22 protein-coding genes and 1 riboswitch are annotated in these 21373 nt (G+C 38.5%); of the genes, 9 read left to right on the forward strand and 13 right to left on the reverse strand.

Annotated elements, in window-relative coordinates:
• Positions 1 to 74: 74 nt before the first annotated feature.
• Positions 75 to 193: riboswitch (SAM riboswitch) on the reverse strand.
• Between the two features lie 389 nt (positions 194 to 582).
• Complete coding sequence (gene pckA / locus NY607_RS08230; protein WP_259419437.1) at positions 583 to 2169, forward strand: phosphoenolpyruvate carboxykinase (ATP); 1587 nt, start codon at positions 583 to 585, stop codon at positions 2167 to 2169.
• 65 nt (positions 2170 to 2234) lie between these two features.
• Here pckA and NY607_RS08235 read toward each other — a convergent pair whose 3' ends face one another.
• The 10 genes from NY607_RS08235 to NY607_RS08280 all read right to left on the reverse strand — a co-directional run bounded on the left by NY607_RS08235 (position 2235) and on the right by NY607_RS08280 (position 11612).
• Positions 2235 to 3011, reverse strand: a complete 777-nt coding sequence (locus NY607_RS08235) for an alpha/beta hydrolase family protein (protein ID WP_131521267.1) — start codon at positions 3009 to 3011, stop codon at positions 2235 to 2237.
• The gene (locus tag NY607_RS08240; RefSeq protein WP_054549912.1) at positions 2995 to 3462 is read right to left on the reverse strand and encodes an NUDIX domain-containing protein; all 468 of its coding nucleotides are present in this window, start codon (positions 3460 to 3462) and stop codon (positions 2995 to 2997) included. The genes NY607_RS08235 and NY607_RS08240 overlap by 17 nt, the downstream gene beginning before the upstream one ends.
• Before the next feature lie 198 nt (positions 3463 to 3660).
• Positions 3661 to 4584, reverse strand: a complete 924-nt coding sequence (locus NY607_RS08245; protein WP_131521266.1) for an aminopeptidase — start codon at positions 4582 to 4584, stop codon at positions 3661 to 3663.
• Positions 4585 to 4595: 11 nt separating this feature from the next.
• Positions 4596 to 5357, reverse strand: coding sequence for an IclR family transcriptional regulator (locus NY607_RS08250; RefSeq protein ID WP_131521265.1), 762 nt, complete (start codon positions 5355 to 5357; stop codon positions 4596 to 4598).
• A gap of 134 nt (positions 5358 to 5491) precedes the next feature.
• Positions 5492 to 6760 carry a M20 family metallopeptidase gene (locus NY607_RS08255; RefSeq protein ID WP_131521264.1) on the reverse strand — a complete coding sequence of 423 codons (1269 nt, stop codon included), beginning with the start codon at positions 6758 to 6760 and terminating at the stop codon, positions 5492 to 5494.
• Positions 6753 to 7706, reverse strand: a complete 954-nt coding sequence (locus NY607_RS08260; protein ID WP_131521263.1) for a DUF1177 domain-containing protein — start codon at positions 7704 to 7706, stop codon at positions 6753 to 6755. The genes NY607_RS08255 and NY607_RS08260 overlap by 8 nt, the downstream gene beginning before the upstream one ends.
• Positions 7707 to 7740: 34 nt before the next feature.
• Positions 7741 to 8757 carry an ABC transporter ATP-binding protein gene (locus NY607_RS08265; RefSeq protein ID WP_131521262.1) on the reverse strand — a complete coding sequence of 339 codons (1017 nt, stop codon included), beginning with the start codon at positions 8755 to 8757 and terminating at the stop codon, positions 7741 to 7743.
• Positions 8741 to 9763: an ABC transporter ATP-binding protein gene (locus NY607_RS08270; RefSeq protein WP_131521261.1), complete on the reverse strand. Its 1023-nt coding sequence runs from the start codon at positions 9761 to 9763 to the stop codon at positions 8741 to 8743. Before NY607_RS08270 ends, NY607_RS08265 begins: the two co-directional genes overlap by 17 nt.
• A 17-nt stretch (positions 9764 to 9780) precedes the next feature.
• Entirely contained in the window at positions 9781 to 10647 is an 867-nt protein-coding gene (locus NY607_RS08275; RefSeq protein WP_004225950.1) for an ABC transporter permease, read from the reverse strand.
• A 2-nt stretch (positions 10648 to 10649) separates the two neighbouring features.
• Entirely contained in the window at positions 10650 to 11612 is a 963-nt protein-coding gene (locus NY607_RS08280) for an ABC transporter permease (protein WP_004225947.1), read from the reverse strand.
• A 219-nt stretch (positions 11613 to 11831) separates the two neighbouring features.
• Between NY607_RS08280 and NY607_RS08285 the strand changes: the two genes are divergently transcribed.
• The 4 genes from NY607_RS08285 (at position 11832) to NY607_RS08300 (ending at position 16383) form a co-directional block, all read left to right on the forward strand.
• Entirely contained in the window at positions 11832 to 13433 is a 1602-nt protein-coding gene (locus tag NY607_RS08285; protein WP_131521260.1) for an ABC transporter substrate-binding protein, read from the forward strand.
• A 63-nt stretch (positions 13434 to 13496) separates the two neighbouring features.
• Entirely contained in the window at positions 13497 to 14567 is a 1071-nt protein-coding gene (locus NY607_RS08290) for an amidohydrolase family protein (protein WP_237898516.1), read from the forward strand.
• Entirely contained in the window at positions 14564 to 15706 is a 1143-nt protein-coding gene (locus tag NY607_RS08295) for an amidohydrolase family protein (RefSeq protein WP_259419438.1), read from the forward strand. The genes NY607_RS08290 and NY607_RS08295 overlap by 4 nt, the downstream gene beginning before the upstream one ends.
• Before the next feature lie 5 nt (positions 15707 to 15711).
• Positions 15712 to 16383: an AroM family protein gene (locus tag NY607_RS08300; RefSeq protein ID WP_131521257.1), complete on the forward strand. Its 672-nt coding sequence runs from the start codon at positions 15712 to 15714 to the stop codon at positions 16381 to 16383.
• 46 nt (positions 16384 to 16429) lie between these two features.
• Here NY607_RS08300 and NY607_RS08305 read toward each other — a convergent pair whose 3' ends face one another.
• Positions 16430 to 16747, reverse strand: a complete 318-nt coding sequence (locus NY607_RS08305) for a hypothetical protein (RefSeq protein ID WP_009371464.1) — start codon at positions 16745 to 16747, stop codon at positions 16430 to 16432.
• Positions 16748 to 16884: 137 nt separating this feature from the next.
• Here NY607_RS08305 and ytzI point away from each other — a divergent pair, with 137 nt between their 5' ends.
• The 4 genes from ytzI (at position 16885) to NY607_RS08325 (ending at position 18602) form a co-directional block, all read left to right on the forward strand.
• Positions 16885 to 17031, forward strand: coding sequence for a YtzI protein (gene ytzI / locus NY607_RS08310; RefSeq protein ID WP_004225932.1), 147 nt, complete (start codon positions 16885 to 16887; stop codon positions 17029 to 17031).
• 29 nt (positions 17032 to 17060) lie between these two features.
• Complete coding sequence (locus NY607_RS08315; protein ID WP_016992522.1) at positions 17061 to 17222, forward strand: hypothetical protein; 162 nt, start codon at positions 17061 to 17063, stop codon at positions 17220 to 17222.
• Positions 17219 to 17452 carry a membrane protein insertion efficiency factor YidD gene (yidD, locus tag NY607_RS08320; protein ID WP_016992521.1) on the forward strand — a complete coding sequence of 78 codons (234 nt, stop codon included), beginning with the start codon at positions 17219 to 17221 and terminating at the stop codon, positions 17450 to 17452. The genes NY607_RS08315 and yidD overlap by 4 nt, the downstream gene beginning before the upstream one ends.
• A gap of 109 nt (positions 17453 to 17561) precedes the next feature.
• The gene (locus tag NY607_RS08325) at positions 17562 to 18602 is read left to right on the forward strand and encodes a metal ABC transporter solute-binding protein, Zn/Mn family (protein WP_237898521.1); all 1041 of its coding nucleotides are present in this window, start codon (positions 17562 to 17564) and stop codon (positions 18600 to 18602) included.
• Between the two features lie 21 nt (positions 18603 to 18623).
• Here the strand turns inward: NY607_RS08325 and NY607_RS08330 are convergent, their stop codons facing one another.
• Both NY607_RS08330 and NY607_RS08335 read right to left on the reverse strand, forming a co-directional pair.
• Entirely contained in the window at positions 18624 to 19775 is a 1152-nt protein-coding gene (locus NY607_RS08330) for a transglutaminase domain-containing protein (protein ID WP_259419439.1), read from the reverse strand.
• A gap of 131 nt (positions 19776 to 19906) precedes the next feature.
• Positions 19907 to 21331: an o-succinylbenzoate--CoA ligase gene (locus NY607_RS08335; protein ID WP_259419446.1), complete on the reverse strand. Its 1425-nt coding sequence runs from the start codon at positions 21329 to 21331 to the stop codon at positions 19907 to 19909.
• Positions 21332 to 21373 lie beyond the last annotated feature (42 nt).

Here is a 21373-nt window from a genome sequence, read left to right on the forward strand (position 1 = left end):
TTTTTAACAATAAAAAAATCCTTTTCTCACGTTACTTTACATGAGGAAAGGAATAATGACTGCGTAACCTTTCACTCTTATCGTTCAAGGGATGTTCCCTTGCATCAGGTTGGCACCAACGCATGTCGTGAAATAGTTCATGCAGGTTGCCGGGTTTCACAGGGCCTGACCCTCCACCAGCTCGGGATAAGAGTATCCGTTCAATCTCATGTTACTGAAAAGGTCGAACGTTGTCAAATATTTTCTTATGTATTACTGTATAGAAAGGAAAGAACTTATTACACAAAAACTTTTCATACTTGGATGATGATGTAAATAGAAGCAAATTAATCCCTACAACATACCTAGCTACTTGTGGTAACATATGTGTGGCTCAATTTTCGTGCCTAATTACAGTAGGATTGATGGTATTCTACTCGAAAAACATTATTTTTTGTCAGTTTATTGAAAAGTGGTAAAAACTCTAAAATAATTTCTTAATTAGTATAGATTATTTAAGCAATTGTGTTATACTATTTTTGAAATTAAGAAAAAATCCCTCTAAATCAAGGGAATACTATAAAAAAGGATGGTATTTAATCGATGAATTCAGTAGAAATTGCAAACGAACTGAAGGAATTATTAAACGGCGGTAACATTAATGTTCAACTTTCAGTACCACAATTAGCAGAAAAAGCTACATCTCGTGGTGAAGCAATGTTAACAGTAGATGGCGCAGTTCGTGCAGAAACTGGCAAATACACTGGTCGTTCACCTAAAGATAAATATACGGTAGAAGAAGAAAGCACAAAAGATCAAATTGACTGGGGTAAAGTCAACCAACCGATTTCTTCTGAAGTGTTCGATAACCTATATGTAAAAGTAATAAAATATTTAAAAGAACGTGACGAGTTATTCGTATTCAAAGGCTTTGCAGGTGCTGACAAAGATTCACAATTAAGCATTCAAGTTATTAATGAATACGCATGGCACAATCTTTTTGCTCATCAATTATTTATCCGTCCAACAGCAGATGAATTAGCTTCTCATGTTGCTGACTTCACTGTCATCTCAGCTCCTAACTTTAAAGCAGATCCTGCGGTTGATGGTACTGCTTCTGAAACATTCATCATCGTATCACTTGAAAAGAAAATTATTTTAATTGGTGGTACAGAATATGCTGGTGAAATGAAAAAATCTATCTTTGGTATCATGAACTACTTATTACCACAACAAGGTATTCTTTCAATGCACTGCTCAGCAAACGTTGGTGAAGCTGGCGATGTAGCGTTATTCTTCGGTCTATCTGGTACTGGTAAAACGACGTTATCAGCTGATCCTGATCGTAAGCTAATCGGTGACGATGAACACGGTTGGTCTGATAATGGTGTATTCAACATTGAGGGTGGCTGCTATGCAAAAACAATCAACCTTTCTGCTGAAAAAGAACCAGAAATCTACAATGCGATTCGCTTCGGCTCTGTATTAGAAAACGTAGCTGTTGATCCAGAAACGCGTATTTGTGACTATGATGACGGATCACTAACAGAAAATACTCGTGTAGCTTATCCAATCCAATACATCGAAAATATCGTTGATCCTTCTGTTGCAGGTCATCCAAAAACAATCATCTTCCTAACAGCTGATGCATTTGGTGTATTACCTCCAATCAGTAAATTAACTAAAGAACAAGCAATGTATCACTTCCTAAGCGGGTTCACTTCTAAACTTGCTGGAACTGAACGTGGTGTGACTGAGCCAGAACCAGTATTCTCTACTTGCTTCGGGTCTCCATTCCTTCCACTTCCTGCAACAGTATACGCAGAAATGTTAGGACAAAAAATTGACGAGCATGGGGCACAGGTATACTTAGTAAACACTGGTTGGACTGGTGGCGAATATGGCACAGGTAGCCGTATGAAACTTTCTTATACACGTATAATGGTCCGTGCAGCAATCGATGGTAAATTAGCAGATGTTGAAACAACACAAGATGCTGTGTTTGGTTTACACATTCCAACAGCAGTTGAAGGCGTACCTTCAGAAGTGTTAAATCCTCGTGAAGCTTGGGCAGATAAAGCTGCATACGATGCAAAAGCTGCTGAGCTTGCAGGCTTATTCAACGAAAACTTCAAGAAATTCTCAAACGTTTCTGAAGCCATCACTACACTTGGTGGTCCATTAAAATAACATCTATTTAAAAGACAAAGGGAACAATTAATTCGTTCCCTTTGTCTTTTTGTTTTCTCTATGCTTTATTGCTGTTTCATCCACTTGCAAAGAGCACGAACAGTTTCACGATTTTTTGCTGGTGGATATTGATGTGCATAGGTAAGATCATACCAAGTTTCGAATGATTTATTTGCTTCCTCTAAAAAAAATGCCAATTGTCTGGCATGTTCAATATCCACATTTTCATCACGATAGCCATGAATGATAAGAACGGGAGCTGTTATACGCTCTATCTCAAAAAGAGGTGTCCTTGCATCATACGCTTCTGGTACACGATTAGGTGTTCCTCCGATAACGCGCTTCATCATCCTGCGCATATCTGTACGTTCCCAATAAGTGGCTGTTGCATCAGAAACACCTGCCCATGTTACAACAGAAGTAATATCCCTCCTTAAAATAGCTGTCCACAGAGCCATAATACCACCTCGTGAAAAACCAAAAACATGAATATTGTCATTGCAGAATTGTTTGAGTACATCTACGGCATAGACCGCATCGTAACGGTCTGCCCCTGCAAACTCGTCACGACCCTCTCCCCCACGATTCCCACGATAATATGGGGCAAATACGATAAAGCCCTGCGCCGCAAATTGTGCAATACGAGAGGGTCTTACCATCCCAATGCTTTGCATGCCGCCCCTTAAATATAAAAAGCCATCATATGTACCTTCTGTCTTTGGCTCTGCTAATAGTCCTTTTATACGTAAGCCCATTGAAAGATAGGTTATTTCCGTTAAACGTATAGCTGGATTTGGTGAAGGATAGGGGCGTTTTTCGATAATATCACCATTGTGTGTCACGATGTTTCAGCTCCTCCAGCATTTTCTTCATCCCCTCATCCTTCATGTGAAAACTCAAGTTAGGATGCTGAGCAAATTCTTCATCGGTTAACCAAAGCATGCCTGACGTTTCTAAATCAAATTCTATATCCTCTTGCGCTAAAAATTGTGCAGTGAAAACGGATTTACAAAAAACGATTTCATCATACACTGCATACTCTGCAAACCATTGAAGGTTCTTCACATGAACACCCGTCTCTTCAAAAACTTCTCGAATCGCCGCCTCCTCTAAGGTTTCGCCTTCTTCTAATTTCCCTCCTGGCACTTCTACACCACGTCGTTTATGGACAGTACATAACCATTTATTTTCATGCTTTAATAGGACGAGGACGTGTTTAGGTTCTACTTTAAATTCGCCTCTTGTAAAACTCAAATCTACTTGTAGGCCATGTAAATCTGTAAATGTTAACATCTCTTCAACCTCACGTTCTTTCTTGTTGCAAAACAAAAGTTACTTGCTTCATCATACTTCTATTTTATGGACAGAATTTAAACATCATTCCTATTCATCTATATTAACTATATTGTAAACCTACAATGACAAGCAACCCTAAGCTACAGTCTTGTAAAGCATGAAAAAAGCGTGCTTCATAGGAAGACACGCTTTTCTTTAGATTACTTGCTGACCATCAAAATAGACGATAGGACTTTTCACAACACAATCAATATGAACATCTGATGCATTGGCTCCACCGAATGGCGCATTACTGCCAAATGCGATATGGATGGTCCCATACACCTTCTCATCCTCTAATACATTGCCGCATAGGATGGCACTTTTATTGGCTCCGATGCCAAACTCTGCAATGACTCTACCATTGCCTTCACCAAGTAATGCCAGTAGTCGTGGACCATCAGGACCGACTGCTTCTTCTAAGCGACCATTCTTTATTTTTAATAATAATGGCTCCTTTAAAACACCAATATTAGCAATAGAGCCATCTACTAAAATCTCTCCATTCGCAGATGTTTCTATTGGTGCAATATATGATTCTCCTGAAGGAATATTTCCATACTCACCAGGTTGACGAATAACCCCTGTGGAACGTATTCCGAAACGGCCTTCTACACTAAACATCAGCTCATGGCCATCCTTGACAATACGAATATCTTTAGCCGTATCAAGTAAAAGGGCATATTTTTCTACCGTAGCTTCGATCTCCTGTGCATCTGCATGAAGGGCACCTTGCTCCAGCATCTCCAATGTTACCCCTGGCATTGTTGCTACACGTCCACCCTTTTCACAGGCATGTTTACGAGCCAGTGTATGTGTTAGGGAGTGGGAGGTAATACACAGTGCAACATCGGCATTAGCCATAAGCTCAGAAACTGCATGGATTGGCTCCTGCCCGGATTTCTCTAACAGGGGCATCACCATGAACATTGTATTTGCAGTAATTGACAGTCCAGCTTCATAAAAAATTTTCGCGATGTCTTGTTTGTGGCTATCCGTCAAAATTAATAGTGACTCTGAAGAATGAACATTTAGATTGCCTTTTAAAACATTTAGTGCAATATCATGTAAATGATGCATAATAGGACTCCTTAATTAAAATTCAAATGATATCTACGAATAATTCCTTCTATTTCATTTCTAGCTTCTGTTAAAGGTCCCAAAAACTCCGGAACACGTTGCTCTGTAAAACGATAAATTGGTCCAGAAACGGTAATAGACGCTACGACCTGCTCCTCACTATTAAATATAGGCATAGCTAGCGCCAATACATCGACCGAATACTCACTATTACTAAGTGCATAGCCACATGTTCTAATTTTTTCTAGCTCTGCCCTTATTTCTGTGGCATCTGTCATCGTATTATTTGTATAAGCTGTTAATGGTTCATCTATGACCTTTGCAACTTGCTCTTCATTTAAAAAAGCAAGCATCGAACGATAAGATGCTCCTACATACAGTGGGGATCTACTTCCTCTTGAAACTGTAAATTTTACCTTATTTACAGGTTCTGCTTTTAGTAATGTTAACGCTTCCAGTCCATTCAGTACGGTAAAAATGGCTGTTTCTCCAGTGACATCCTTTAATTTATCAAGAACTGGCATACATAGCTGATCTATGTTTAATGAATCATACATATTCATACCTATTTCCCATAATGCAATACCAAGAGAATATTTTTTTGTTATAGGATCTTTTGTTATAAACCCATTATTTTCGAAGGTTTCAAGAATGCGATATAAATTTGTATGATTCATGTTCATCGCCAGTGCTAACTCTCGACCACCCCATGTGGGCTTTTCCTTTGTAAACATTTTTAAAACCGCAATTGATAAATTTAATGTCTTTAGCATATCTCTCATCCTTCTGAACTATTTATCTGTACAAACGGCTGCAAATCTCTCTCTTAAGGGGGAAATAATCGACAGATTTAGCAGCCGTCAGCACCTGATATCACTTTATCAAAAGTAAGAGAGTAGCTAATCTCTTACTTTTGATATAGGAAATCAACAGCAGCAGTTATATAAACTTTTGCACAGCGTACGATATCCTCAACACGTACTTTTTCATTATAACCATGAATACTTGGTAAATAAGCTGGGCCGTATTGCAATACAGGAATATCATATTGTCTGAAATGACGAGCGTCACTGCTTGCCCATTGCATGACACCATATGCCTCTTGCCCTGTAACATACGATATATTTTCCACTATCGATTGGCAAACAGGATTTTCAGCAGGCGTATAATTGGCTACGCTTTTGAAGCCAAAACGTTGGATTGAATAATCGATAGCCAAGCCATCTAGTTTAGTTGTCAAGATTTCTGTTACTTCTTCTTGTGTAATACCAAATGGTAAACGACAATCGACCTGGACCTTACAGTAATCCGGGATTACGTTTGACTTCGTACCTCCCTCAATTGTACCAATATTTACAGTAATTTTCTCTAAAACTTCTTGATATTTCAAGCGATCTTTCTCCACTTCACGCATGTATTTTTTTGATACCTCGATAAGTGGCTGTACCTCTTCAGGTATTGTGATTTCTACATCCCATAGTGTACGAATCTCTTGTATAGCTCGAATTGCATCGACAATGGCATTTCGTCCAGCCAATGGTGACAGGCTTCCATGACCAGGTTCCCCACGCACCTCTAATTCAAACCAGTAAGAGCCCTTTTGTCCAATAGTTGGGTTTAAAGGTGAAGAGGGCTCAGCGATTAAACAACCATCTCCCTGCACATAGCCTCGCTCTAACAGCCATGGAACACCAAATTCACCGCCAGTTTCTTCATCTGGTACGATCGCCAAAGTTAATTTCCCTGGTAGTTCAATGTTCAGTTTCTTTAATAGCTTTGTTGCAAAAATAACACCTGCTAAACCAGCTTTCATATCACTCGCCCCACGGCCAAGCATCCAGCCATCCTTCACTTCTCCTGAAAACGGATCAAAATCCCATTTTGATAGATCACCGACAGGAACAACATCGGTATGGCCACAATAAACGAGTTCTTTTCCTTCCCCATTTCCAATAGAAGCTACTAAATTAAACATTTTATCTGCAGCTTCATATTTTTGATAAGTAATGCCTACATCATTTAAATAGTTTTCGATAAAAGCTGTTATTTCAGTCGTATCCCCCGGAGGATTGACACTTGGAATTTGAATGAGCTTTGAACAAAACGCTATCAATTCATCTTGATGATTTTCAACTGCATCTACTAATTGAGCTTTAAGTGCTTGTAAATCATTCATGTGTGTGTACCTCGTTTCCTTTCGTTTGTAAATGACGCATGCTACCATATAAGCCTTTCATATGTGTAAATTGTGTTTCATCAAAGAAAGAGCATTTATTAGCACCATAAGTTTTTGCTACCTCCAACACAAATCGCACAACATTCTCTACATCTGTAACATGGGTTGCACCTGTTGCGCAGCCTGCCACAACAGATTCGGTTGTAATCGCTACACCTACAACAGGGCTAGATGTTGCAACTGCTGGTTGTAAAATACTATTGATATGGAATAAACCATTCCCATAGGGTGTAATGTCTTGCATCGTAATCGGCAGCACAATTGGAGAAATGCCAGCAGATTGTGTATATACGTGCAATAAATCATCACTTATTTTTAATATGTAACCTTCTTTGACAGTTGGCGTTATCGCAAATCCTTTATGGTTACATACTTGATTGCCTTTTGTTGTATCAATTGATAGAATAGCATCCATTGTGTCTTCTACTTCATTTTCGTTCATGACACTAATATCCACTGGCGAGTTCATAAATGGCACTGGCTCATGTGGTAAGGTTGGAGCTGTTGGACAAATATGTGTGGAGAATATAACGTCACCCTCTAATTGATCACCCTTTAAGGCCATATCAATAGCTTTTGCTGCTCCTGCCAGACATGCCAGTGCGCCGTCTCCATCTGATACAAAGCCTGTCATTTCAGGGCGTGCTCCGATACCACCTAATCGTCCAATAATTCCTAATGTAGGTGCATTTCCGCCAGAGGATTTGCCATTCTTTCCTTTCACGAGGACGCGAACAAAATCTGTTGAGCCGCTTTCGCCTTGAATAGTTTTTACCTTGACATCTGCTGTGGAATCAATATTGTGTAAATACTTCTTAATCGTGTCTCCGTTTACATAAATACTATCCATTACCTCGTATAATTCAATAACATGCTTCAATGACATAATCAGTCCGCTCCTTTTTCTGCTTCAATAAATTTTATCTTTCGTTAATTGATGATACTTCTTGCTGTATCGACTTATATAAATGACACGATACTTGATGTGTAGCTGATACTGTATCAAGTGTCGGTTGGACCTCTGCACATTTTTCTGTAGCAAAACGACAACGCTTATGGAATGCACAGCCACTCGGGGGATTAACCGGGCTTGGAACATCGCCAGATAAAATAATACGGTCCTTTTTATCAAAAGGATTTTCCTTAGGTATGGCCGATAACAAGGCTTGTGTGTAAGGATGCTGAGGGTTCTTATAAATTTCCTTGTATGTGCCAATTTCTACTATTTTCCCTAAATACATGACAGCAATACGATCACACATGTAGTTCACCACATTCAAATCATGTGAAATAAAAATATAGGTTAAACCGAATTCTTTCTGTAAATCTTTTAATAGATTGATAACCTGAGCCTGTACAGAGACATCTAATGCTGAAACAGGTTCATCACACACCACAATATCTGGATTCAGTGCAAGAGCCCGAGCAATATTTATACGTTGTCTTTGTCCACCAGAAAATTCATGTGGATGGCGTTTTGCATGGTATGCACTTAATCCGACTGTTTCAAGTAATTCAACCACCCGCTTTTTACGGGATGCCTCATCACCAATCCCATGGATCACTAATGGCTCAGCAATAAGATATTCAATCGTTTTACGAGGATCGAGTGATGCATAAGGATTTTGGAAAACCATTTGGATGGATTTTCGAGCAGAGCGGATATCTTTTGAATTTAAGCTTGCTAAATCCGTTCCCTTAAATTCAACTACTCCCTCTGTTGGTGAAATTAGCTGGTTGATTAAACGGGCAACCGTTGATTTACCACACCCCGACTCTCCCACAATCCCCAGTGTCTCACCTTTATATAACTCAAAACTTACACCATCTACCGCCTTCACAAATTGTGTTGGTTTTTTAAAAGGAATTGAACTTTTAATGGGAAAATGCTTTTTTAAATTACTTACCTTTAAGACAAGTTCATTGTACTGTTGCATTAAAAATTCCCTCCTTCCTAGGGACAATTTGATCTTTTGCTTGTAAATGGCAGGCTACAAAATGGTTATCCTGTACTTCCACTAAATCAGGCACAGTACTACGACAAATATCTGTCGCTAAAGGACATCGTGCTGAGAAGTGACAGCCACTATGTGGCATTGTTAAATCTGGTGGACTACCAGGAATAGCCGGCAGCCTTTGTTGCTCTTGAGTCCCCATTGTAATTTGAGACTCTAATAATCCCCACGTATAGGGATGTAAAGATTTTTCATAGAGCTGTCTTGTTGTAGTAGACTCTACTGTACGACCTGCATACATAACATTTACTTTGTCACATAGCTCCCAAACTACACCTAAATCGTGCGTAATCATAATGATGGCTGTATCATGTTCTTGTTGTAATTTTTTCATTAAATCAAGAATTTGAGCTTGTACAGTTACATCTAGTGCAGTTGTTGGCTCATCAGCAATGAGTAGTTTCGGGTTACAAGCTAGGGCAATAGCAATCATGACACGCTGACGCATTCCACCTGAAAATTCGTGAGGATACATTTTTAATCGTTTCTCTGGCTCAGGAATCCCAACCATTTTTAACATATCGACTGCTTTGATAGCGGCATCTTTCTTCGATATTGTTTCATGTGCTTGGATGACTTCAATAATTTGATTGCCCACTGTTAAGACAGGATTCAAACTTGTAATTGGATCTTGGAAAATCATTGAGATGTCATTGCCTCGCACATTGCGCATTTCTTTTTCAGAAATTTCGATTAAATCGCGGCCATTAAATAGAATTTTTCCATTCGTTATTTTTCCTGGCGGAGATGGAATTAAACGCATGAGAGCAGTGGCTGTAACACTTTTTCCTGATCCTGACTCTCCCACAATACCTAGTGTTTCCTTCTTATTTAATTGTAAATTTACTCCATTAACAGCTTTCATTGTAGAGCCGCCACTTTTAAATTCTACTGTTAAGTTTTCTACATCTAGTAAACGTTCAGTCATGACTCCACCCCCTTCCATTAAACTTTCATTTTCGGATCTAATGCATCGCGTAATCCATCCCCTAATAGGTTAATTCCAAGAACTGTTAATAAAATACAAATGCCTGAAAATGTCGCCATTTGGGGATTTAATACTAAAAAGTCTTTGCCATCTTTTAAAATACTGCCCCATGAAGCTGTTGGTGGTTGAACGCCTAATCCTAAAAAGCTAAGGGCAGCTTCTGAAATAATAGCGCCAGCTGTACTCATCGTTCCATAGACAATTAAAGGGGCTAAACAGTTCGGTAATATATGGCTAAAAATGATCCTCGTATGTGTAGCACCTAAAGAATGCGTTACTTCAACGAATTCCTCCTCTTTTACACTTAACACCTGTCCTCGAACAAGTCGTGCGAAACCTGGAATATTAGCAATACCAATCGCAACAATGACATTGACAAGTCCTTGCCCTAATACCGTCATTAATGTAATAGCTAGTAATATAAATGGGAATGCGAAAAGACCATCCATTGTGCGCATAATAATGGAATCAATGCGTCCACCAAAATACCCTGCCACTAAGCCTAGCAGTGTGCCAAACACAGCACCAAATAGCACCGCCGCAATCCCAACAATCATTGAGATTCGTGTACCGTAAACTAAGCGACTAAACAGATCACGGCCATAGTTATCTGTTCCTAATAAATGTCCTTCTGTATTCATCGGTAAAAACGATTTACCGACAATCATTTCATTCGGTGGATGGGTAGCAATCAATGGGGCAAAAATAGCAACAATACCCATTAAAGTGACAATGATTAACCCAATTGTCGCTAATTTATTTTTTAGCAACTTGCGCAATAACGTATTTCTTTTTTTCGTTTCTTGGACGATTGCTTGAGTCATTGTTATTTTTTCCCCCCATCCGATTCTAAATTGACCTTAGGATTGACCACTTTATAAAGTACATCGACTACTAAGTTAACAAGCACAAAGATAAACGCAATGAAAATAACAGTACCTTGGACGACTACAAAGTCACGTTTATCAATGGCATCTACAATTAATCGACCCATCCCAGGCCAACTAAAAATTGTTTCTGTTAAAACCGCTCCGCCCAGTAAATTAGAAATTTGCATTCCTAACACGGTTAAAATCGGTGTTAGCGCATTCTTAAATGCATGTTTACCAATTACTAAATATTCTTTAATACCTTTAGAACGAGCTGTTTTAATATAATCTTGCGAAATAACCTCTAACATACTTGAACGGGTAATCCGTGCAAATGTCGCCATTGGAATCGTTGCTAAAGCAAATGCTGGCAAAATTAAATGTTTCAAATAGGTCCATAGGCCATCACTGATATTCCCCATCCCAGTCGCTGGGAACCAACCAAGGTTAACACTAAAGAATAAGACAAGCATGATGCCCAACCAGAAAATTGGCATAGATACACCAACTAATGACACAAGCATTACAACATAATCAATGATGGTATTTTGCTTTCTCGCTGCAAATATTCCTGCTGGGATGCCAATCACGACGGCTATTAACAGCGCTGCCAATGCCAATATCACTGTATTAGGGAACCTTTCGAGAATAAGTCCGATGACAGACTCACTATAAGAATAGGAATATCCTAAATTTAACTGTGCTAGATCTCCTACATATGAAATAAATTGCGAAGGCATGGATTTATTTAATCCTAGCTCTTCTCTTAAATTCTCTACATCTTCTACACTTGCTTGTGGTCCAAGCATGACTGAAGCCGGGTCACCAGGAATCATTCGCGTAATAATAAAGACGATAATTCCTACTACTAGCAGTGTCGGGATGAGGTTAACTAATCTTTTTAAAATAAATGAGCCCATCTTAGCAAGACCTCCTTTTCATTATTAGAATCAGTGGTTCATATTGTGAATAACCACATAGTACACCACTCAATAATTGTTTGTAAATATATTTTTTTCTGAATCTTTGTAATTTTATATTTACTTTCTATTTACAAGTGTGCTAATTTTAATCTCGAACCTACCATTTTTGAATCAACGGTTCATATTGTGAAACAAAAACTAAGGAGGCTAGTGCATATGAAGAAATTAAACGTAAGAAAGTCTTTACTACTACTCTTTTTAACTTTACTAATTGGTGTTTTAGCTGCTTGTGGTGGAAACAATGAGAAAAGTACTTCAACGGATAAAAAAGAGGGAGAAGCTACTTCTGGAGGCACATTAAATATTGGTCTGTCAGCCAATGCAAAAACATTTGATCCGATCAAATATACTGGGGTTTATGAATCACAGGTGATGCGCCAAATGGCTGATACGTTAGTTGTTTATAACAAAGATCTATCTGATATCATCCCTTCGTTAGCAACTGAATGGAATGTATCAGAGGATATGTTAGTCTACACATTCAAATTACGCGAAGGTGTTAAATTCCAAAAAGGTCAGTATCAGGATGGCCGTGAAATGACAGCTGAAGATGTCAAATACTCTTTAGAACGATCTGCTAAAGAATCTGCTATGAATCGTTTAAGTGGTGTGACAGAAGTGAAAGTGTTATCGGATTATGAAGTAGAGATTCACTTAGCTACACCAAATGCTGCCCTACTTGCTATGCTAACGGATGCAGGGAATATTATTATTCCAAAAGAAGAAGTTGAAGGATGGGGCGATAATTTTTCTGAACACTTTGTTGGTACAGGTCCATTCCAACTAACAGAATGGAAAAAAGACCAAGAAGTAAAATTAGTTCGTCACGATAATTATTGGGGCGATAAGCCAAATGTCGATAACTTAACAATGAAGTTTATCTCCGATCAAAATATGATGACCAACGCATTACGTTCTGGTGATATTGATATTGCCATGGACGTTAAAGGTCAAAACCGAGAAATCATCAACCAAGATAGTAACCTTGAGCTTTTAACAAATCCAGGTCTATCGATTGTTTATCTTGATCTTAATAACAAAGTAGGTCCAACTGCTGACAAACGCGTTCGTGAAGCGATTTATATGGCAACAAATGTAGAGGAAATTATTTCTGGCGTTAACCAATGGGGTGGCGGCGATGTTTCTTATTTACCATTACCACCTGGTTCATGGGGATATGATCAATCGTTAGTTGATATGGTACCAAAATATAATCCAGAAGAAGCAAAAAAATTACTAGCAGAGGCTGGTTACGCTGATGGCTTCAAGACAGAGATTTTCGTATCAGAAGCACGTGTTCCTTACGCAACGATTTTCCAAAGTCAGTTAAAGAAGAACTTAAATATTGATGTGGAAATAAAAGTGCTTGAATGGGGTACTTACAGTGATACTGTGGCAAAGGGTAATGCGCCAATGAATATTGGTGGCTGGACTTGGTACCCAGATCCTTATTTCTTCCTTTATCAATTATTCCACACAAATCAAATTGGTGCGTTAGGAAATGGTAAAGGCTACAGCAATCCAGAAGTGGATAAATTATTAGAACGCGCCGTATCAGAAACAGTAGTGCAAGAAGAACGTGCAAAATTATACCAAGAAGCATTAAAGCTGATTTTAGCGGATGTTCCTCGTATTGAATTAGAGGCAACACAAACAGTTGCAGGTGTAAACAAAAAAGTACAGGGCTTTGAGGTTTCTGCTGATAACTCCGTACAAATTGTGCATCCAAATGGTACAAACGTATCCATTACTAAATAATTAAACTTGAAAAGTGGAGATACCAGTCTCCGCTTTTCTCTTCATAAGGAGAGATTTGACCCGATGACACGCTATATAAATGGACTTGTTTTTAATTCTGAGACTCGTAGCTTTAATAAGCAATCTTTTCAAGTGCAAGGGCAATACTTTGAACCCGCTACTCATTCACCTGAAACAGAGTTGGATTTAGATGGCTACTATATTACACCAGGTTTTATCGATAGCTGCTCACAAATCGGTCTAGCTGAAATAGGGATTCGTTGGGAAGGTGATGATAGCTATGAATTTGACTCACATTTGCAATACTCTGTCGTTGATGGCATATACCCATTTGATACTGCTTTTCAAAAAGCTGTTTCTCATGGGGTGACTGCATCTCATATTGTTCCCTCTCCTAAAAGCTTGATAGGTGCAAAAACGGCTATTATTCACCATACACATACAACGGTTGATGAAATGGTTATTTCAAAAGATGTGGCTTATTCCTTCTCTATTGGACATCAGGCAAAAAGTACATTTTTCGCTGAAAAGAAAAAACCACTCACTCGTATGGGCATCGCCAAAATTTTAAGAGAAACATTACAACAAATTCAGCAACAGGAGCCGTCCATTACGAAAATCGTTATTCGAGCGCACAAAGCCGTTGATCTTGAATTCATTAGCCGCCTTCAACAAGAATTTGGGTCAATTTTTGATTTTCATATTATCCATGGCACTGAAATTACATTCCTTCATGAAACATCCTTTAATACGGTTATAGCTGGTCCTACATTTCGATATATTGAGCACAATGAGATGATGGCACTATCACCCAAACTGTATCATCAACTGTATAAGCACAGTATTCCATTCGTTTTTTGTACGGATCATCCTGTTAGTAGCACCTCGCATCTAACATTAGAAGGATGCTTAGCTGTAAGAGAAGGTATGGCACGCCAGGACGTGCTATATGCTCTGACAACCGGGGCTGCAAATTTTCTAGGGATTGCCCATCTAACAGGTGCTATTCGTGATGGTCTTCTTGCTGATTTTGTTATTTGGGATAAGCATCCATTAAATTTAGATGCCCAGGTTGTCGCAACCTATATTAAAGGAACAAAAGTTTATGCACGGGAAGAAGGGTTTACACAATGATTATTTATCATCATGCAAAGTTTCATACAGTCAATGAGCAGAACGATACTTGTGAACAGTTATGGATCGAAAATGGGCGTATTGTCTATATTGGACCAGCCAAAGAATTCTCCCCACAAGCAGAGCTAGTTGATCTACAGGGAGCTTATGTTACACCAGGATTAATTGATATTCATGCACATGTCGGAACATGGGCTGAAGTCACTGAAGACATTAATGATGCCAATGAATATAGCGAACCCTTTACACCTCTTATGCACGCTTTAGACAGTGTAGATATCCGACACTTTTCCTTTCAACATGCGTTAGAAGGGGGCGTAACCACTGTGCAAACTGGGCCAGGTAGTGCCAATGTCATTGGTGGTATTTGGAGCATTCTTAAAACAGCAGGACCTACCCTTTCCTCTCGTGTTTTAGTAGAGCGGAGCGGTTTAAAGGGGGCCCTAGGGGAAAATCCGAAAAACGTCTTTGGCAATCAGTATAAGCGCAAGCCGATGACTCGTATGGCCATTGCACAGCTTTTACGAGATGGTTTCCAACGTGCAAGTCAACTCAATGAACAACAACAAACTGAGCAAATTAAAGAAAATGCTGAGTTACGCCCGTTTATTGAGGTACTTCGAGGCGACATGCCACTTCGCCTTCACTGCCATAGAGCAGATGACATTATGACAGCAATTAGAATTGCCAAAGAATTTAATGTGAAGCTTCATTTAGAGCACTGCACAGAAGGCTATCTCATTGTGGATGCCGTTAAAGAAAGTGGATTCCATGCAACGCTTGGGCCCTATATGTTAACGCCATCTAAATACGAAACGCGTCATTCTACACCCGCAATTGCTGCCGTTTTTAAAGAACATAATATTCCATTTGCTATCATGACAGATCATCCATTTGTACCAATTCAATACTTAAAGTATTGTGCCACAGAAGCGATTCGTTATGGTTTAGATGAAGTCACAGCCCTCAAAAGTATTACGATCAATGCAGCTAAGCTTGTACAGCTTGATCACCGCATTGGCAGCCTTGAGGAAGGCAAAGATGCTGATTTTGTGGTTTGGTCGCACCCTATTTTTGAAACAGAAGCAAAGGTTTTACAAACTTATGTAAATGGACAAAAATATTACGAAGCGGAGTGAACGCAATGCAACATTCGAAAATTGCCGTTGTAACAATTGGTCAGGCACCTCGTAAAGATATGGCAGAGGATATACAGCAATTAAGAGAAGCAGGTTTACATGTTCATGAATTCGGTGTACTGGATTCACTATCCTCAGAGGAAATTGCTACACTTTCGCCTTCTCTTGAGGACCCAGATGTTTTAGTGACACTTCTTACCAATGGTCGACAAGTAAAGCTCAGTAAACAAAAGCTCATGCCTTATATTCAAAGCTGCATTGATGATCTACATGAATTCACTTGGATACTACTTATGTGTACAGGAGATTTTACGAATAAATTATCCTATAAAAATCTTTTACTACCTGATCGTATGATGACTAATTTAGTGAAGGGCTTACATACAGAATTAGCCATTGGTTTGATAGGCCCCGAACCCGAACAACATCGAACGGTTGCAGAGAAATGGCAAAAAGCACAGTTCGATGTAACTTTTTCAGCAAGCTCCCCATACCACTTTGATAACCAACATTTATTGTCAAAAGCACAACAATTAGAAGAGCAAGGAGCCGATTTGCTTATACTTGATTGTATGGGCTATTCCACAACGATGAAAAACATGATTAAAGATCAACTCACTATCCCCATCATTGTCCCTCGAGAAGCGGTTTTTACAATTTTAAAAGCCATTTGCTAATAGAAGAAAAGGTCACTTCTGATTCAGTGACCTTTTCCCCTATTCGCTAGACGCGTTTGTTGAAATAAGGAAGCTGCTCAACGAATGCCTTCGTATCATCATCTCCATATTCATGAACAAGTGCATAGATTTTCATTAATCTTTTATCTATTTCATCATTTTCTCTATCTTGGTGATACTGTATATACGGTAATTGTGCACGCCATGCATTCGAAATTTCTAACAGTTGCATTTGCTGAAAGATTCTCTCAAATACATCTAATGCCTGTCGATCTACATTGAGTTCGAAATTCCATGGTCCTGCATATGGGTTGGTATAATACGTTCTATTGGCAAGTGAAAAATATACGCGCTGACGATCCATCTTTACGATTCACTCCTTTTTCCATAGTATGGAGTGATAGGTGTTGTTTTATTCGCATTTATGTCAAACTTCCTTCACAATTAATAGGACCAGATAATTTATAATAGGTATGATGAATAAAGAACGGAGTGAATACTATGAGTTTAACTACGCTCTTAATAGTCGCAGTTATCATCGTTATTTTAATCACCATTGCGACAATTATCAGTGTCAACCGTGCCTATGCCTTTAAACATACTGTTGATGAAAAACCGAAGCAAAACTATCATCAAGAGGAAAATTAAATACCATTACTGAATTTGGAGTGAAATAAATGGGCGTACCTTTACCAATTATCATTATGATTGCGATGATGATGCTAATGTTTGGTGTTTCTGTCATTATCATTATGAAGAAGAAAAATAATATTTTTACACAAACAATTGATCCAAAGCCTGAACAACTTACGTCTCAGCAAAAGGAAGAGCAACGATGAAATACCCCTTTATTTGGCTCATCCAGTTTTATAGAAAGTTTATTTCACCTATGACGCCACCTACTTGTCGTTTTCATCCTACCTGTTCTTCTTATGGGCTCGAAGCTTTTCAAAAGCACGGTGCATTCAAAGGCTTTCTCTTAACTATTACACGTATATCCAAATGTCATCCATTTCATCCTGGTGGCTTTGATCCTGTGCCTGAAAAATGGCCTTCGAAAAAGAATTAATTTCGGAGGGCATTTTTTTCTTGTACTTTTTTAAGTTGTGCGTTATCATAATAACTGTTCTAAAAAACAAATCGTAATGATTACTATTTAAGAGAGGTATCTTACTTATATGAAAAAACTATCTGTATTATTGTTAGTCGCAGTTCTTGCTTTATTTACTGCCGCTTGTGGAGACAAATCGTCCACATCCCAAAAGACTGAGGAAAAAGATAAATTAAGTGTTTATACAACGGTTTATCCGTTAAGCTATTTTGCGCAGCGCATTGGTGGCGATTATGTTGAAGTAGCTTCTATTTACCCAGCTGGTGCGAATGAACATACCTTCGAGCCAACTCAAAAAGATATGATGAAATTAGCAGATGCTGATATCTTTTTCTATATTGGCTTAGGACTTGAAGGCTTTGTAGAAAACGCTAAAAAAACTTTAGCAAACGAAGATGTCACAATGGTGGCAACTGCTGATGACGTTTCAGATGAAAAATTAGCTGTAAGCACAGGACATGTTCATGCAGAAGATGAAGAACATGAAGCAGACGCACATGATGAGCATGAGCACGGTACAACCGAGGAAGAGCATGAACATGAAGCTGAAGAACATGGACATGATGAGCATGAACATGGCGATATCGATCCGCATGTTTGGTTATCTCCTACAATTAGTCAAGACTTAGCACTGGCTATCAAAAACACACTAGTTGAAAAAATGCCAGCACAGGAGGCAACTTTTAACACAAATTATGATGCATTAGTAAAAGAATTACAGGATTTAGATCAAGATTTCAAAGCAATGACTGACAAAGCACAAAATAAAACATTCTTTGTATCCCATGCTGCATTTGGCTATATTGCTGGTCAATACGGCTTAACTCAAGTGCCGATTGCTGGCTTGAATTCACAAAATGAGCCATCTCAAAAGGAATTAACAAAGATTGTAGACAAAGCAAATGAATTGCACATTCACTATATTTTATTTGAACAAAATGTCTCTTCCAAATTAGCAGAGATTATTCAAAAAGAAGTTGGTGCAGAATCTCTTGTCTTGCATAATTTAAGCGTATTAACAGCTGATGATGAAAAAAATAAGGAAACCTATTTCACATTGATGCAAAAAAATATTCAAACATTAGAAAAAGCTTTAAGCGTTCAATAATATGAGTAAGGAGGTGCCCCTCTATTGGGACACCTCCTTTATTATGACGTATTTTTCTTGTGGCATCCGTTTTTCCGTTCGATAAAAAGACCCTAGCCACTTCATTGTTTTTTGCTTAGTCATATGCTTAGCTTTTGGCTGAAGGACAACAAAAGCCATTATACTACTTTCTACTAGCATCGGTGGCCACTCAGTAAAGTTAAACTGAACTAAATGGTCTTGTTTATTTGTTTTTTGAGTAACAAGCTTCATCGGCTGTTCCACTAATTGTTGTACGGCTAACCGATTTTCTCCGATGATTGATAACCCCATAATTTGATTCAATTGATGTTGTATAGGTGTTGCTAAACTTTGTCTTTTTGTTTCTTCCTGTAAATCTATATATTTTTCGCTTGTTGCAGCGGGGAAACTTGCATAATCCCATGTATGATCTTGTGCTAATTGGCGATCCGACACTAAAAAATATTGATAGCGAACTTCTCCTTTACGATCAGGCAAAGGGTCATCCCATGTCACATCAATATGATACCAAGCATGATCAAGTTTCACTAATACCCAGGCATGTAGCTGTTCTCCTACTTTTCCTGGTACATATTGTACCTCAAAACCCAGCATTTCTAACATTCGATATAGCACTAAAGCATATGCCTGACAGACGCCCTTATTCTCCGTTAATAATGTATATGGAGAATATTGACTTCCTTCTGTTTCCTTAGAGTATTCCGCGGACAATACAATAAAATCATGTGCAGCCTGTAGTTTTTCTATGTCACTTAATCCATGCATAGGTGCAATAATATTTTCCAAAGTTTGCTCGACAAATAACGCCTCTGTTTGTGATAGATGGTACGTAAATGCAAAGGCAATGACAATATTATTGCTATAACCCTCGTACTTCCATTGGAAACTTGAAATATTAGTATAAATATAAGAGTTTTCAATTGCATTTTTAGTAATTTCTGTTAGTTCATCTTTTATCTCGGCTAAGTCACCAGTATAACGAATCGAGAATTCGGATGATAGATGCATAACTTCTTTATTAATGAGAGATTGTAGTGTTTCAATTGAATGAGCTGTTGCTACATCTTCTTTTTCATAGTTTGCAAATACTTGCACATGACTCATTTGTAGAACAAATAATATAATGACAACATTATATATATATTTCCTCATATGAGTCATTCTCCTTTACTAAATAGTTTATGCCTCTCTTTTTTTATTATGTTAATAAATGATTAATTTCATGCTAAAAGTTCAAATAAAAAAGAAGCCTTCCTTTTAAGAAGACTTCTTTCACAAAGTTTTTATTGTAATAATTTCCGTCTCAACAATTTGTCCGCACCATTGCGCGGAAGACTGTCTGTAATAATCATTTCTTTAGGCACTTTATATTTAGCAAGTTTCTGTAAACAAAAGACTTTTAGTTGCTCAACAGATACCTGCTCATTTAATACGATAAATGCAATAGGTACCTGCCCCCATTGTTCATCAGGTATACCACATACACCCGCCTCTTTGACAGCTGGGTGTGTGAGTAGTACGTTTTCTATTTCTGCAGGATAAATATTTTCTCCTCCTGAAATAATTAAATCTGCCCTTCGATCAATGACGAATAAATACCCCTCTTCATCCACATAACCAATATCACCTGTATGAAGCCAGCCAGCCTTTGTTGCATTTTTTTGTGCAAAACGTCCAATATAGCCTGGTGTGACATGAGGACCTCGAATGCAAATTTCCCCTTCACCTTTAGCATTTGGCTCAGCAATCATTATTTGATTAAAAAATAAAGGCTTTCCCGCAGAACCAATTTTCCGCATAGCATCTTCACTTGCCAATGTGGCTGTTTGTGAGGAGGTTTCTGTCATCCCATACGTTTGTGCGACAGCTAAATTTAACGCATGTGCTCTCGCTAAATAATCCACGGGAACAGGCCCACCTCCAGCTAACATTAACTTAAAATCAGAGGAAGCTTTCGCATTGCGTTGCTCTAGCGTATGTAGAATTCGTTCCAAGGTCACCGCTACAACAGACATATGGGTGACATCCCCATCCATAATATTTTGTGCGATAGCTTCCACATCAAATTGCTCATATAAAAAGATTTGATTTCCATATAGCAGTGAACGCACTAAAATGGAGAACCCACTAATATGGAATAAAGGGACCGCGCATAGCCAAACGTCCTGAGCCTGTAGCCCAATATTTAAAACGGAGGCAGTGGCACTAGCCTGATGATTGCCAACTGTTTGGCGAACCCCTTTTGGGAAGCCGGTTGTACCAGACGTATACATAATAGTTGTTGTTTGATGAAGAGGCCATTCCTTGACAATATCTACTGCACCCTCTGCACCCTTTTCAATTGCTGAAAATAAATGATAGGTTGTTTCAGATGGTAGCTTTTCTACATCCTCATCGGCAACTAATACCGCTACAGCCTCTGAATCCTCTAGCTGATAAGCCAGTTCATCCTGTGATAGTCTACGATTAAGCATCACCATTTCACATTGCAGATGCATGCAGGCATACATCATGATTACAAGTTCAGGCTTACTTGGCCCCATAATAGCAATTCGATCACCCTGTTGAATACCAAGTGTTACTAATTGTCGAGCACGTTTTATCGATTCATCATTCAATTCTTGAAAAGTCCAGCTTTGCTTTTTAAAGGTAAGTGCCTTACGGAAAGGTGTTAAATAAGCTCTTTGTAAAATCCAGTTAGGATACATCTTTGTCACTCCAATCATCCTACATCTTAACGCTTTCCCATC

This window comes from Lysinibacillus sp. A4 (assembly GCF_024919535.1).
Lineage (GTDB): Bacteria > Bacillota > Bacilli > Bacillales_A > Planococcaceae > Lysinibacillus > Lysinibacillus capsici.